Annotated in this window: 15 protein-coding genes and 1 other annotated feature; all 15 genes read right to left on the reverse strand. The window is 34.5% G+C overall.

What is annotated here, in order from left to right; translation table 11 throughout:
- Positions 1–93: GTP-binding protein (locus tag JK634_RS00470; RefSeq protein ID WP_202765650.1), on the reverse strand; the 93-nt coding region annotated here is incomplete at its 3' end.
- Between the two features lie 40 nt (positions 94–133).
- Positions 134–2197 carry an elongation factor G gene (fusA, locus tag JK634_RS00475; RefSeq protein WP_202765672.1) on the reverse strand — a complete coding sequence of 688 codons (2064 nt, stop codon included), beginning with the start codon at positions 2195–2197 and terminating at the stop codon, positions 134–136.
- 75 nt (positions 2198–2272) lie between these two features.
- Positions 2273–2743 (reverse strand): 30S ribosomal protein S7, encoded by a 471-nt coding sequence (rpsG, locus tag JK634_RS00480; protein ID WP_202765673.1) that lies wholly within the window; start codon positions 2741–2743, stop codon positions 2273–2275.
- A gap of 142 nt (positions 2744–2885) precedes the next feature.
- On the reverse strand, positions 2886–3266 hold the full coding sequence (rpsL, locus tag JK634_RS00485) for a 30S ribosomal protein S12 (protein ID WP_202765674.1): 381 nt from the start codon (positions 3264–3266) through the stop codon (positions 2886–2888).
- A 52-nt stretch (positions 3267–3318) separates the two neighbouring features.
- A complete protein-coding gene (locus tag JK634_RS00490) occupies positions 3319–3555 on the reverse strand; it encodes a ribosomal L7Ae/L30e/S12e/Gadd45 family protein (RefSeq protein ID WP_202765675.1) in 237 nt (78 codons plus the stop codon).
- A 155-nt stretch (positions 3556–3710) separates the two neighbouring features.
- Positions 3711–7283, reverse strand: a complete 3573-nt coding sequence (rpoC, locus tag JK634_RS00495) for a DNA-directed RNA polymerase subunit beta' (protein WP_202765676.1) — start codon at positions 7281–7283, stop codon at positions 3711–3713.
- A gap of 22 nt (positions 7284–7305) precedes the next feature.
- On the reverse strand, positions 7306–11010 hold the full coding sequence (rpoB, locus tag JK634_RS00500) for a DNA-directed RNA polymerase subunit beta (RefSeq protein ID WP_202765677.1): 3705 nt from the start codon (positions 11008–11010) through the stop codon (positions 7306–7308).
- A gap of 300 nt (positions 11011–11310) precedes the next feature.
- On the reverse strand, positions 11311–11676 hold the full coding sequence (gene rplL / locus JK634_RS00505; RefSeq protein ID WP_202765678.1) for a 50S ribosomal protein L7/L12: 366 nt from the start codon (positions 11674–11676) through the stop codon (positions 11311–11313).
- Positions 11677–11714: 38 nt separating this feature from the next.
- Positions 11715–12221 (reverse strand): 50S ribosomal protein L10, encoded by a 507-nt coding sequence (rplJ, locus tag JK634_RS00510; protein ID WP_202765679.1) that lies wholly within the window; start codon positions 12219–12221, stop codon positions 11715–11717.
- Positions 12222–12255: 34 nt separating this feature from the next.
- Positions 12256–12385: a sequence feature (ribosomal protein L10 leader region), on the reverse strand.
- 43 nt (positions 12386–12428) lie between these two features.
- A complete protein-coding gene (rplA, locus tag JK634_RS00515; protein ID WP_202765680.1) occupies positions 12429–13118 on the reverse strand; it encodes a 50S ribosomal protein L1 in 690 nt (229 codons plus the stop codon).
- 54 nt (positions 13119–13172) lie between these two features.
- Positions 13173–13598, reverse strand: a complete 426-nt coding sequence (rplK, locus tag JK634_RS00520) for a 50S ribosomal protein L11 (RefSeq protein WP_202765681.1) — start codon at positions 13596–13598, stop codon at positions 13173–13175.
- Positions 13599–13682: 84 nt separating this feature from the next.
- Positions 13683–14204, reverse strand: a complete 522-nt coding sequence (gene nusG, locus JK634_RS00525) for a transcription termination/antitermination protein NusG (protein WP_202765682.1) — start codon at positions 14202–14204, stop codon at positions 13683–13685.
- Positions 14205–14238: 34 nt separating this feature from the next.
- Positions 14239–14472 carry a preprotein translocase subunit SecE gene (gene secE, locus JK634_RS00530; RefSeq protein ID WP_202765683.1) on the reverse strand — a complete coding sequence of 78 codons (234 nt, stop codon included), beginning with the start codon at positions 14470–14472 and terminating at the stop codon, positions 14239–14241.
- A 38-nt stretch (positions 14473–14510) separates the two neighbouring features.
- Positions 14511–14660 (reverse strand): 50S ribosomal protein L33, encoded by a 150-nt coding sequence (gene rpmG, locus JK634_RS00535; RefSeq protein WP_202765684.1) that lies wholly within the window; start codon positions 14658–14660, stop codon positions 14511–14513.
- 164 nt (positions 14661–14824) lie between these two features.
- Positions 14825–15116 (reverse strand): EF-Tu C-terminal domain-related protein (locus JK634_RS00540; RefSeq protein ID WP_476727385.1); only part of this gene is annotated, 292 nt, incomplete at its 5' end.

Here is a 15116-nt window from a genome sequence, read left to right on the forward strand (position 1 = left end):
TGCTGCTGTTAATGTTGTCTTACCGTGGTCTACGTGACCTATTGTTCCAATGTTAACGTGTGGTTTGTTTCTTTCAAATTTTGCCTTTGACATTGTTTGATTCCTCCTTATAACTTTAAAATGTTATATTAATTTAAGCTTTTTTTCCTACAACTTGTTCTTGTATACTCTTTGGCATTTCTTCATAGTGATCGAATACCATTGAATATACACCTCTACCTTGAGTTCTTGATCTCAATGTAGTTGCGTATCCAAACATTTCTGCTAGTGGAACGAATGCTCTTATTACTTGAGCTCCGTTTAAAGCTTCCATACCTTCAATTCTTCCTCTTCTAGAGTTAAGGTCACCCATAACATCTCCCATGTACTCTTCTGGCATAGTAACTTCAACCTTCATTGTAGGTTCAAGTAATACTGGGTTTGCTTTAGCCATAGCATTCTTAAATGCCATAGATCCAGCAATCTTAAATGCCATTTCAGATGAGTCAACTTCATGGTAAGATCCATGAACTAATTTAACCTTAAAGTTAATAACTGGATATCCAGCTAAAATACCATTCTTAGAAGCTTCTTGAATACCATTATCGATAGCTGGAATATATTCTCTTGGAATAGCTCCTCCAACTACAGCATTTTCAAATGCATATTCTCCTTCTGTTGGTTCCATTTCAATAATACAGTGACCGTATTGTCCTTTACCACCTGATTGCTTAGCATACTTAGCTTCTGCTTTAACAGCAGCTCTAATAGTTTCTTTGTAAGCAACTTGTGGAGCACCTACGTTACACTCTACTTTGAATTCTCTTGTAAGTCTATCAACTATAATTTCAAGGTGTAATTCACCCATACCAGCTATAATTGTTTGACCTGTTTCAGTATCAGTCCAAGTTTTGAATGATGGATCTTCTTCAGCTAACTTAGCTAATGCTATTCCCATCTTTTCTTGGCTAGCTTTAGTTTTTGGTTCAATAGCTACTCTGATAACTGGTTCTGGGAATTCCATAGATTCAAGAACGATTGGAGTATCTTCATCACATAAAGTATCACCAGTAGTAGTGTTCTTTAATCCGATTACTGCTCCTAATTCTCCTGCTTCTAATTCTTCAACTTCTTCTCTAGTATTAGCATGCATTTTAACAAGTCTTCCGATTCTTTCTTTCTTACCCTTAGTTGAGTTAAGAACATAAGAACCACTATGCATTACTCCAGAATATATTCTTGTGAAAGCTAATTTACCAACGAATGGGTCAGTAGCAATTTTGAATGCTAATGCTGACATTGGTACATCATCAGCTGCTTCTCTTGAATCTTCTTTTCCATCTAAAGTTGTTCCTTGAACAGCTGGAATATCTAATGGTGATGGTAAGAAATCAACAACACCATCAATCATTTGTTGTACTCCTTTGTTCTTATATGAAGAACCACAAATACATGGTACTATTTCATTACCAATTGTAGCTTTTCTTAAAGCACTCTTTAACTCTTCTTCAGTTATTTCTTCACCATCAAGGTATTTCATCATTAACTCTTCATCAGTTTCAGCAATTGCTTCAATCATTGCAGCTCTGTATTCTTCTGCTTGATCAACTAAATCCGCTGGAATATCTTCTTCTCTTACGTCTTTACCTAAATCATCATAGTATATTTCAGCCTTATTCTTTATAAGATCTATAATACCTTTGAATTGATCTTCAGCTCCAACTGGAATTTGTATTGGCACTGCATTAGCTTTTAATCTTTCTCTTACAGTGTTAACACATCTGAAGAAATCTGCTCCAGTAGCATCCATTTTATTTACATAGATCATTCTTGGAACACCGTATTTATCTGCCTGTCTCCATACTGTTTCAGTTTGAGGTTCAACCCCTGATTTTGCATCTAGAACTGTAACAGCACCATCAAGTACTCTTAATGATCTTTCAACTTCGATTGTGAAATCTACGTGTCCTGGTGTATCTATTATATTTAATTCATGTTCTTTCCAAACACATGTTGTTGCAGCAGAAGTAATTGTTATACCTCTTTCTTGTTCTTGAACCATCCAGTCCATTGTAGCTGCGCCTTCATGAACTTCTCCTATTTTATGACTTCTTCCAGTATAGAATAATATACGCTCAGTAGTTGTAGTCTTACCAGCATCTATATGAGCCATTATTCCAAAGTTACGGAATTTCTCTAAAGGATATTTTCTAGCCATGAAATATTTCCTCCTCTCGAATATATAATTAAATTTAACAAAACTGTTTTGGCCTTCGCCAAAACAGTTTTAAGATTAGTATCTGTAATGAGCAAATGCTTTATTAGCTTCAGCCATTTTATGAGTATCTTCTCTCTTCTTAACAGCTGCTCCAGTATTGTTAGATGCATCAATTAATTCTGCAGCTAACTTTTCTCTCATATACTTTTCGCTTCTTTTTCTTACAGCAGTAAGTATCCATCTGATTCCTAGAGTCTGTCTTCTTTCAGGTCTAACTTCTATCGGTACTTGATAGTTAGCTCCACCTATTCTTCTTGCTTTTACTTCTAACAATGGCATTACATTGTTCATTGCTGCCTCAAATACTTCCATTGCTTCTTTTCCTGTTTTTTGTTCAATAATTTCAAATGCTCCGTAGCATATTTTTTGAGCTACACCTTTTTTACCATCTTCCATGATACTGTTTATAAATTTAGTAACAACTTTTGAATTGTACACTGGATCTGGTAATACATCTCTTTTAGCTATATGTCCTTTTCTTGGCACTTTTCTTCCCTCCTTAACAATTTAGTTTAAGTTCACTGGTACTCGACAGTGTTTGCCGCAAAGTGCTCTGGCTTCCGCAATCTATATAAAACATAATTATCTATCTATGTAAACGCTGAAGACATTGCACTAAATTAGCAAATTACTTTGCTGCCTTTGGTCTCTTTGCACCATATTTTGATCTGGATTGCATTCTGTTTGCAACTCCAGCACAGTCAAGAGCTCCTCTAACGATGTGGTATCTTACACCGGGAAGGTCCTTAACTCTTCCACCTCTTATAAGAACAACACTGTGCTCTTGTAAGTTGTGACCTACTCCACCGATATAAGCAGTTACTTCGTAACCGTTAGTTAATCTAACTCTTGCTATTTTTCTTAAAGCTGAGTTTGGTTTCTTTGGAGTTGTAGTTTTAACAACAGTACATACCCCTCTTTTTTGTGGATTTTCTTTTAGTGCTGGTGCAGTTGATTTAGCTGCTATTGTCTTTCTGCCTTTTCTAACTAATTGGCTAATAGTTGGCATGTTTTCACCTCCTGATTTTCTATTATCTATTTTAATTTAGATATTAGCTCTTTTATAGTATTAGAGTTGCCGATGATCCAACTTCTATACTACACATTTTGCCTAATTCCCTCATGGTGTCAATATATACTACTTTTATGCTTTTACCTTCAGCTAACTCTACTAAAGGAGAAATTAGCCTTTCGTCTGCATCTTTAGCTACATATAATTCAATGCCTTGACCATTTTTAATAGCCTTAGTACATTGTTTAATACCAATAAGCTTTTTACCTACCAGTCTGTCTATCATGAGATACCCCCTAATTACACAGAACATGGGCAAAGTTCATTTAAAACTTTGCCTCATATAATCATGTAGACAAATGCATACTAAAGTGTAGCTTTGCAAATCACACAAAGATTATTTTATCATCTAAGCATACACATGTCAATAATATTGATTTGTTATTCCTCAATAGAATTCACGATAGAATTTTCATCAAAATTCTCTAAAGTATCGTCTACTCCAACCTCTGATAGGTTATCTTCAGTGTTAAGTTTTACAGTTCTATATCTTAACATACCTGTACCAGCTGGAATCAACTTACCAATGATGACATTTTCTTTCAATCCTAGCAATGGATCAATCTTTCCTTTTATTGCTGCATCTGTAAGAACTCTTGTAGTTTCTTGGAATGATGCTGCTGAAAGGAAGCTATCTGTTGCAAGAGCTGCTTTTGTAATTCCTAGAAGCACTTGTTCACCTTGTGCAACTTCTCCACCAAAAGCCGTTACTCTTTGGTTTTCTTCAGCAAAGTCAAACATATCTATCATTGTTCCTGGAAGTAGATCAGTATCACCAGACTCAGAAATTTTAATCTTTCTAGTCATTTGTCTTATTACTACTTCAAGATGCTTATCATTAATATCAACACCTTGTAGTCTATAAACTTTTTGAACTTCAGAAAGAAGATATTGTCTTGCTCCATCGACACCTTTAATTCCCATTATATCATGAGGATTAACTGAACCTTCGGTTATTTCATCTCCTGCTACTATTATGTCTCCATCGTTCACTTTTATTCTTGAACCGAATGGTATATCATAACTTTTTTCTTCGCCTTCATTTGAAATAACATTAACAATTCTCTTTTTCTTTGTTTCTTCAATGCTTACAGTACCAGGAATTTCACTTACTATTGCTAATCCCTTAGGTTTTCTTGCTTCAAATAATTCTTCAACTCTAGGAAGACCTTGAGTTATATCTGCTCCAGCAACTCCCCCTGTATGGAATGTTCTCATTGTAAGCTGTGTACCTGGTTCACCTATTGACTGAGCTGCTATTATTCCAACAGCCTCACCAATATTAATTTTTTGTCCAGTTGCCATGTTCATACCATAACATTTAGCACAAACACCAATCTTCGCCTTACATGTGAATACAGATCTTATTTTAACCTTTTTAACTCCAGCTTTAACTATCTTTTCAGCTAAGTAAGTATCCATATAAGTGTCTCTTGGTATTATAGTCTCTCCTGTTTCTGGATGAACTATATCTTCAGCATTATATCTTCCTGTTAATCTTTCTTTTAATGGTTCAATAACTTCATTTCCTTCTTTGATATCACTTACAACAATACCATCAGTTGCACCACAATCTTCACTTCTTACTATAACATCTTGTGATACATCAACTAATCTTCTTGTTAAGTATCCAGAATCGGCAGTCTTTAACGCTGTATCCGCATTACCTTTTCTAGCTCCATGTGTTGAAATGAAGTATTCTAATATATCAAGACCTTCTCTGAATGATGCTCTGATAGGTTGCTCAATGATCTTACCAGAAGGATTTGCCATAAGTCCTCTCATACCAGCTAATTGCTTAATTTGAGACTTAGAACCTCTGGCTCCAGAGTCTGCCATCATGAATATCGGATTGAATCTATCCATACTATCCATAAGTGCATTCGCAACTTCTTCTGTTGTATCAGTCCACTTTTGAATTACTCTGTCATATCTTTCTTCCTCTGAAATAAGACCTCTTCTGAACATTTTTTCAATCTTATCTACAGTTTCATCAGTTTCTTTAAGTAACTCATACTTTCTATCTGGAACTATCATATCAGATGCTGCTATAGTTATAGCACCAATTGATGAATAGTGATATCCAGTAGCCTTTATATTATCTAACATTATTGATGTTTTTATAGGTCCGTGTTTTACATAACACTTATCTATAATTCCACCTAATGTTTTCTTAGTTACTAGGAAATCTACTTCTAAATTAAGCATTTCGCCTTCTTTAGTTCTATCAACATATCCTAAATCTTGAGGAATAGATTCATTAAATATAATCTTTCCAACTGTTGTTTTAATAATTCCAGTCTTAACTACACCATCAATAGTTTTAGAAACTTTAACATTGATTTTAGCATGAATATTAATTTCTTTTAGTGAATAAGCCATTAAAACTTCATCTACTGAAGAGAAGTAAGAACCTTCTCCCTTAACTCCATCCTTATCAACTGTTAAATAATATGAACCTAAAACCATATCTTGTGTTGGAACTGAAACTGGCTTTCCATCAGATGGCTTAAGTATGTTTCCAGCCGCAAGCATTAAGAATCTTGCTTCTGCTTGAGCTTCTACTGATAAAGGAACGTGTACAGCCATTTGGTCTCCATCAAAGTCAGCATTATATGCTGTACATACTAATGGATGTAACTTAATAGCTCTTCCTTCAACTAGTACTGGTTGGAATGCTTGAATTCCAAGTCTATGAAGAGTAGGTGCACGGTTAAGTAATACTGGATGATCCATAATAACTTCTTCAAGAACATCCCATACTTGTGGACTAACTCTTTCAACCATTCTCTTTGCAGCTTTGATGTTGTGTGCAACTCCATCTTGAACAAGCTTTTTCATTACGAATGGCTTAAATAATTCTAATGCCATTTCTTTTGGAAGACCACATTGATACATCTTTAATTCAGGTCCTACAACTATAACTGATCTACCTGAATAGTCAACTCTCTTACCAAGTAAGTTTTGTCTAAATCTTCCTTGCTTTCCTTTAAGCATATCTGATAATGACTTAAGTGGTCTATTTCCTGGTCCTGTTACAGGTCTACCTCTTCTTCCATTATCTATCAATGCATCAACTGCTTCTTGAAGCATTCTTTTTTCATTTCTAACAATGATGTCTGGTGCTCCAAGATCAAGTAATTTTTTAAGTCTATTGTTTCTGTTAATAACTCTTCTATATAAGTCATTTAGATCAGAAGTTGCAAATCTTCCACCGTCTAATTGAACCATAGGTCTTAAATCTGGTGGTATTACTGGTATTACATCAATTATCATCCATTCAGGATTATTTCCTGACTTTCTGAATGACTCAACTACTTCTAATCTTCTTATAATTCTAATTTTCTTTTGTCCTGTACTTTGTTTTAATTCTTCTTTTAACTCAACAGAACCTTTTTCTAAATCAATTTCTGCAAGTAATTGCTTAATTGATTCAGCTCCCATTCCAGCACTGAAACTTTCTTCTCCATATTTATCACAAGCTTCTCTATATTCTTTTTCATTTAATAGTTGCTTTTTTAATAATGGAGTTTCTTTTGGGTCAATTACAACATAAGAAGCAAAATATAATATTTTTTCAAGTGCTCTTGGTGACATATCTAATATTAATCCCATTCTTGATGGAATACCTTTGAAGTACCAAATATGAGATACTGGGGCTGCTAATTCTATGTGCCCCATTCTCTCTCTTCTAACTTTTGCTTTTGTTACTTCAACACCACATCTGTCACAAACAATTCCCTTATATCTTACTCTCTTATATTTTCCACAGTGACATTCCCAGTCTTTTATTGGTCCAAATATCCTTTCGCAGAATAGACCATCTCTTTCTGGTTTTAAAGTTCTATAATTTATAGTTTCTGGTTTTTTAACTTCGCCTCTAGACCATTCTCTTATTTGTTCTGGTGATGCTAAGCCAATTTGCAAAGCATCAAAATTATTTAATTCGATCAAGGGTTTATCCTCCCTTCATAAATTAGTGTTCATCATTAAAATCATCAAGTTCTAAATCTTCTTGGAATTCTTCTAACTGAAAAGAATCATAATCTAATTCTTCTTCTAATTCTTCATCAGTAGTTAAGTAACTGTCATCTCCCTCTGGTGCTGGTGGAACAATATCTTCATTACCTTCTATATTTACATCTAATTCAGCAGTTTCTTCATCTTCACCAAGTTCTTTTAGCTTAACTTCTTGGTTTTCATCATTAAGCACTTTAACATCTAAGCATAAAGCTTGAAGTTCCTTTATAAGAACCTTAAATGATTCTGGCACTCCTGGTTCAGGTATGTTTTCACCCTTAACAATAGCTTCGTAAGTTTTAACTCTACCTACAACATCATCAGATTTTACTGTTAATATTTCTTGAAGTGTGTGTGCAGCTCCATATGCTTCTAGAGCCCAAACTTCCATTTCTCCGAATCTTTGACCACCAAATTGAGCTTTACCTCCAAGTGGTTGTTGAGTTACTAATGAATATGGTCCAGTACTTCTAGCATGAATCTTATCATCAACTAAATGGGCAAGTTTTAAAATATACATTATCCCAACAGTAACTTCATTATCAAAAGGCTCTCCAGTTCTACCATCATATAAAACTGTTTTACCGTTAGCATTATATCCAGCTTGTTCTAGACATTCTTCAATATCTTTTTCTGTAGCTCCATCAAATACTGGAGTAGCTATATGCCATCCAAGTTTGCTTGCAGCCCAACCCAAGTGAACTTCCAACACCTGACCAATGTTCATACGTGAAGGAACTCCTAGTGGATTTAAACAGATTTGAAGTGGTCTTCCATCTGGTAGGAAAGGCATATCTTCTTCAGGTAACACTCTTGAGACAACCCCTTTGTTACCATGACGTCCAGCCATCTTATCTCCTACAGATATTTTTCTCTTTTGAGCTATATAGCATCTTACTAGTTCATTTACTCCCGGAGTAAGTTCATCTCCATTTTCTCTAGTAAATACTTTTACATCTACAATTATACCAGCTTCTCCGTGAGGAACTCTTAAAGAAGTATCTCTTACTTCTCTAGCTTTTTCACCAAAGATTGCTCTTAATAATCTTTCTTCTGCAGTTAATTCAGTTTCTCCCTTTGGAGTAACTTTTCCAACTAGAATATCTCCCGATCTAACTTCAGCACCTATTCTGATGATTCCTCTTTCGTCTAAATCTCTAATTGCATCTTCACCAACATTAGGTATATCTCTTGTGATTTCTTCAGGTCCTAATTTAGTATCTCTAGCTTCACATTCATACTCTTCTATATGAATGGAAGTAAATACATCTTCTCTTACCAATTCTTCAGATATTAGCATAGCATCCTCATAGTTGTAACCTTCCCATGTTATGAATCCCATTCTAATATTCTTTCCTAAAGCAATTTCTCCTAAATCAGTAGAAGGTCCATCAGCTAATACAGTTCCTTCTGCTACTACTTCTCCTTTAGAAACAATTGGTCTCTGATTTATACATGTACCTTGGTTACTTCTTTTAAACTTAAGTAGTCTGTATATATCAGTTCCACCATCAGAATCTCTTTTAACTCTAATTTCATTACCACTAACATAAGATACTACCCCTGCTTTTCTAGCCTTTGGTAATACGCCTAAATCAACTGCAGCTTTATATTCTATGCCTGTTCCTACAATAGGAGCTTGTGGTTTTAATAGTGGTACAGCTTGACGTTGCATGTTTGAACCCATCAGTGCTCTAGATGCATCATCGTTCTCTAAGAATGGTATCATAGCTGTTGCTACAGATACTATTTGTCTTGGAGATACATCCATCAAATCAACATCTTCTCTTGGAATAACAAGTACGTCTTCTAAATATCTAACAGTAACTCTTGAATCAACAAAACGTAGTTCTTCATCTAATGGTTCATTAGCTTGAGCAACATAATATTGATCTTCTACATCAGCTGTAAAATATCTAACATCTTTTTCAATTATTCCTGTTTCTTTATCTACAACTCTATATGGAGTTTCTATAAATCCATACTCATTAACTCTTGCATAAGTTGCAAGAGAGTTTATTAATCCTATGTTTGGTCCTTCTGGTGTTTCTATAGGACACATTCTTCCATAATGTGAATGGTGAACGTCTCTTACTTCAAAACCAGCTCTTTCTCTTGAAAGACCTCCTGGTCCAAGAGCAGATAACCTTCTTTTATGTGTTAATTCAGATAATGGATTGATTTGATCCATGAACTGTGAAAGTTGTGAACTACCGAAGAATTCCTTGATAGCTGCAGCAACTGGTCTTATGTTAATTAACACCTGCGGAGTGATTCCTTCTTGGTCTTGAATAGTCATTCTTTCTTTAACTACTCTTTCCATTCTAGATAAACCAATTCTAAATTGATTTTGTAAAAGTTCACCTACGCTTCTAACTCTTCTATTACCTAAATGATCTATATCATCCACATAACCTATACCATAAGCTAAGCCTATTTCATAACTTATTGTTGCATACATATCGTCTCTGATTATATGTTTTGGTATAAGTCTAGTAATATTCTTTTTGATTGCATCCTTTATTTCTTCTTCATCTGAATAGGTTTCAAGGATTTCTTTTAATGTTGGATAGTGAACAAATTCTCTAATATTTAATTCTTCTGGATCAAAGCTCACATGTTTACTTAGATCAACAAAATGATTACCTATTACTCTGATAACTCTGTCATCAACTAATACATCAACAGAATTTATTCCTATATTTTGAATCTCTTCTGCCATTTTTCTCGTGATTTTTTGTCCTTTTTCCACAAGAACTTCTCCTGTTTCAGGATTCACGATATCTAAAGCTGCTATTTGATTAACAATTCTAAGATTTATGGCTAATTTTTTATTAAACTTATATCTTCCAACTCTTGATAAATCATATCTCTTTGCATCAAAGAAAAGAGAGTCAATAAGAGATACTGCACTATCAACTGTTGGCGGTTCACCAGGTCTTAATCTCTTATATATTTCTAATAGAGCTTCTTCTTTTGTTTTAGTATTATCTTTTTCTATTGTTGCTTTAAATCTTTCTTCTTCTCCGAAATACTCTAAAAGTTCACCATCAGTTCCAAATCCCATTGCTCTAGCAAGTATTGTGATTGGAAGCTTTCTAGTCTTATCAATCCTTACATATATTACATCATTAGAATCAGTTTCATATTCTAACCATGCACCTCTGTTTGGTATAACAGTTGAAGAAAAAAGTTTTTTACCGCTTTTATCTCTTGCAACACTATAATAAACTCCTGGAGATCTAACCAATTGGCTAACTATAACTCTTTCAGCACCGTTTATTATAAAAGTACCTTGCTCAGTCATTAATGGGAAATCTCCCATGAAAACCTCTTGCTCTTTAATTTCTCCTGTTTCCTTGTTCTGTAGTCTTACTGATACTTTTAAAGGCGCTGCATAAGTCGCATCTCTCTCTTTGCACTCTTCTACAGAGTACTTGATATTTTCCTTATCTAAGTTGAAGTCAGTAAATTCTAAAACTAAATTACCTGTAAAGTTCGTTATTGGGTTTACATCTTCAAAAACCTCATAAAGACCTTCTTTTAGAAACCAGTTATAAGAATCTAATTGTACCTCAATTAGATTTGGCATGTCAGTAACTTCTTTAACTGTAGCGAAGCTCATTCTAGTTCTTTTTCCCACTTGGACAGGATGTACCATCAACTTTCACCCCTTGTTTAAACTAAAATAACCAAAAGTACGTACTTCCCCCTTTGAGGAAAGCCACTTTCGGGTAATGTCATCATTTTAGTATAACCATTTTCTTCAATTATTATACGGTTATCCTAAAATTATATATACTAATCCATATTGAATAGTACATTAAATGATAATATCATAACAAATTTGGTATGTCAATGCTAATCAAGAATTTAAACCCTAAATTAACACTTTTTTAAAGCTATTTTAAAGAAACTAAAGAGGTGCTAATAATAGCACCTCTTTTATGCTAAACAGAAATTATTTTACTTCAACTTCTGCTCCAACTTCAGCTAATTTAGCTTTGATATCTTCAGCTTCTTCTTTAGCTACAGCTTCTTTTAATGTCTTAGGAGCTCCGTCAACTATTTCTTTAGCTTCCTTTAATCCTAATCCAGTTATTTCTCTAACAACTTTGATAACTTTGATTTTGTTAGCTCCAGCGCTAGCTAAAACTACATCAAATTCAGTTTTTTCTTCAGCAGCAGCTCCTGGTGCAGCAACACCTGCAGCAGCTACTGGTGCAGCAGCACTTACTCCGAATTCTTCTTCACAAGCTTTTACTAAATCATTTAATTCTAAAACGCTCATTGCTTTTATAGCGTCAATTATTTGTTCCTTTGTCATTTTTTAGCACCTCCGAAATTTTTTAAACTTTTTATTTTTTATTCAGCTGATTCTGATTCTTTTTTCTCTTTAACTGCATTTAATAAGTATGCAAGATTTGATAATGGAGCCTTGAAGCTTCCAAGAAGTTTCGCAATAAGAACTTCCTTTGGTGGTATTTCAGCAAGTTGTTTAACTTTTTCTGAATCATATACTTCTCCAGCTACTAAACCAGCTTTTAATTCTAATTTCTTATGACCTTTAGCGAAATCATTTAATACTCTTGCAGGAGCTGTTGCATCTTCATAACCTATTGCTATAGATACTGGTCCTTCTAAATATTGAACAATTCCTTCATGGCCTAATTCTTTTGCTGCTAATGTTACTAAAGTATTTTTATATACCTTGTATTCTATACCAGCTTCTCTAAGACTCTTTCTAAGTTGAGTATCTTCTTCAACTGTTAATCCTTGATAATTTGCAAGAACAACTGATTGAGCTTTCTCTAACTTTTCTTTAATCTCAGCAACTTTAGCTTCTTTTAATTGTCTATTCTTGTTTGCCACTGTGTGTCCACCTCCTCACAGTCTATTACTGCTTTTTATAATTAAGAAAGGGTCTCTCCGCAGACCAGGAAAGACCCATTACATTCAAATGTATGGAACCCTCGGTAGGTCGATATACGTTATGCATTAGCACCCACTGTCTACGGTACACCTATTCAGTTATCACAACGAAATCAATTCTACCATAAGCATTGATCATTGTCAATATTATTCTAAAACTTTAACAGGATTAACTTTTACTCCAGGTCCCATTGTAGCTGATAAGGAAACCGACTTAACGTATTGTCCTTTTGCAGCTGCTGGTTTAGCTTTAACTATAGCTTCCATTAAAGTACGGAAGTTATCAGCTAATTTTTCTACTCCAAAAGATTTCTTTCCAATTGGACAGTGTACTATAGCTGTTTTATCAACTCTGTACTCAACCTTACCTGCTTTAATATCTGCTATTGCTTTAGCAACATCAAATGTAACTGTTCCCGATTTTGGGTTTGGCATTAATCCCTTAGGTCCTAATACTCTACCTAATCTTCCAACAACACCCATCATATCTGGAGTTGCTACAACTACATCGTAGTCAAACCAATTTTCACTTTGAATTTTTGTAACTAGTTCTTCTGCTCCAACGAAATCAGCTCCAGCAGCTTCTGCTTCCTTTGCTTTATCACCTTTAGCGAAAACTAATACTTTTACTGATCTACCAGTACCGTGTGGTAATACTACAGCACCTCTTACTTGTTGATCAGCATGTCTTGGATCTACACCTAATCTTACGTGTATTTCTATTGTTTCATCAAACTTTGCTTTAGCAGTTTTAACAGCTAAATCTAAAGCTTCTGATGGAGTGTATAAAGCACTCTTATCAACTAATTTTGCACTTTCAACATAATTCTTTCCCATATATAAGCCTCCTTTGTGGTATTAACGGTTTTTACCTCCCACCGATTCAAGAAATTATTCGACTACAGTTACTCCCATACTTCTAGCAGTACCTTCAATCATACTCATAGCAGCTTCAACTGATGCAGCATTTAAATCTGGCATCTTTAATTCAGCTATTTTTCTAACTTGTTCCTTAGTTATTTTACCAACCTTAGTTCTGTTTGGTACTCCTGAACCACTTTCTAATCCTAATTCCTTTTTAATTAAAACAGCAGCTGGTGGAGTTTTTAGTATAAAACTAAAAGATCTGTCTTGGTATACTGTTATAACTACTGGTATTATTAAACCAGCCTTATCAGCAGTTTTAGCATTGAACTCCTTACAGAATCCCATTATATTAACCCCATGTTGTCCTAATGCTGGACCAACTGGTGGAGCTGGTGTTGCTTTTCCTGCAGCAAGTTGAAGTTTAATCATTCCTGTTACTTTCTTAGCCATCTGTTATTCCTCCTATACTGTGGTAATACGGGCTTATGCCCTCCCACTTAATTAAGACCTTGGTCTCTATTTGTAAAATTAGTATTAAACTAATTTTTCAACTTGATTAAATTCTGCTTCGATCGATGTTTCTCTACCGAAGAATTCAGCTAAGGCTTTTACCTTGCGCTTTTCAGTGTTTACTTCTACTATTGTAGCAACCATGTCCTTAAATGGACCTGATGAAATCCTAACACTTTCTCCTACTTCTAAATAAATCTCCTCAGGAATATCTACAACTCCCATCGAGTCAACTTCTTCATCAGTTAGAGGAACCGGTTTGGATCCTGGACCTACAAATCCAGTAACTCCTCTTGTATTTCTTACAACATACCAAGAGTCGTCATTCATGATCATTTTCACTAAAACATATCCCGGAAATTTCTTTTTAAGAGTAACCTTTTGTTTACCATCTTTTTCTTCAACGGATTCTTCCATCGGAACTTGCATATCATGTATTAAACCTTCAAGTCCTCTATTCTCTATGGTCTTCTCAAGGTTTGCCTTAACTTTATTTTCATATCCCGAATATGTGTGTACTACATACCATCTAGCTCTTTCACTCATATTATACAGATGAACAGCTCATCCAAACCTCCCTTTATTTTAATTTAAAAATTAATTCAAAGAGGTTTTTAAAAACAAGGTCGAACCCACCTACTAACACTATGTAAAATAGTGTAAAGGCTATTGTTGCTATAAAGGCTTTCTTTGCTTCATTCTTATTAGGCCATGTTATTCTCTTAACTTCAGCCTTAACCTCTCTAAAAAACTTAACAATGCCTGCTTCTTTTTTAGATGCAGACTCTTTTTTAACCTTGCCATTGACAGCCATTTTTATTCACATCCTTAAAATTGCTGAAACCTAAAAGATTATTTTGTTTCTCTGTGAAGAGTATGTTTTTTACAAAACTTGCAGTACTTTTTCATTTCTAATCTATCTGGGTCATTTTTCTTATTCTTCATTGAGTTATAGTTTCTTTGTTTGCACTCTGTGCAAGCTAAAGTTATCTTTACTCTCATGGTCTGCACCTCCAGTTTATTATATATAACGTAAACTAAAACACAGTATATAAATATACACTATGTCAGTTACTTCATTACATTATCACAAATATATAACAAAGTCAATAATTTGTTCCTATTTAAAGGACCAGGTGTCAAACCCAGTCCTTCAATATTCTGTATTATTTAACTATAGTAGTAACAACTCCAGAACCTACAGTTCTTCCACCTTCTCTGATTGCGAATCTTAGTCCTTCATTCATTGCGATTTCAGTGATTAATTCAACATTCATGTCGATGTGATCTCCTGGCATTACCATTTCCATTCCGTCTGGTAATTTGATTGATCCTGTTACGTCTGTTGTTCTGAAATAGAATTGTGGTCTATATCCATCGAAGAATGGAGTATGTCTTCCGCCTTCTTCTTTCTTTAATACGTAAACTTGACCTACGAATGCTTTGTGTGGGTTTACT

Source organism: Clostridium paridis (assembly GCF_016765615.1).
Taxonomy (GTDB): Bacteria; Bacillota; Clostridia; order Clostridiales; family Clostridiaceae; genus Clostridium_T; species Clostridium_T paridis.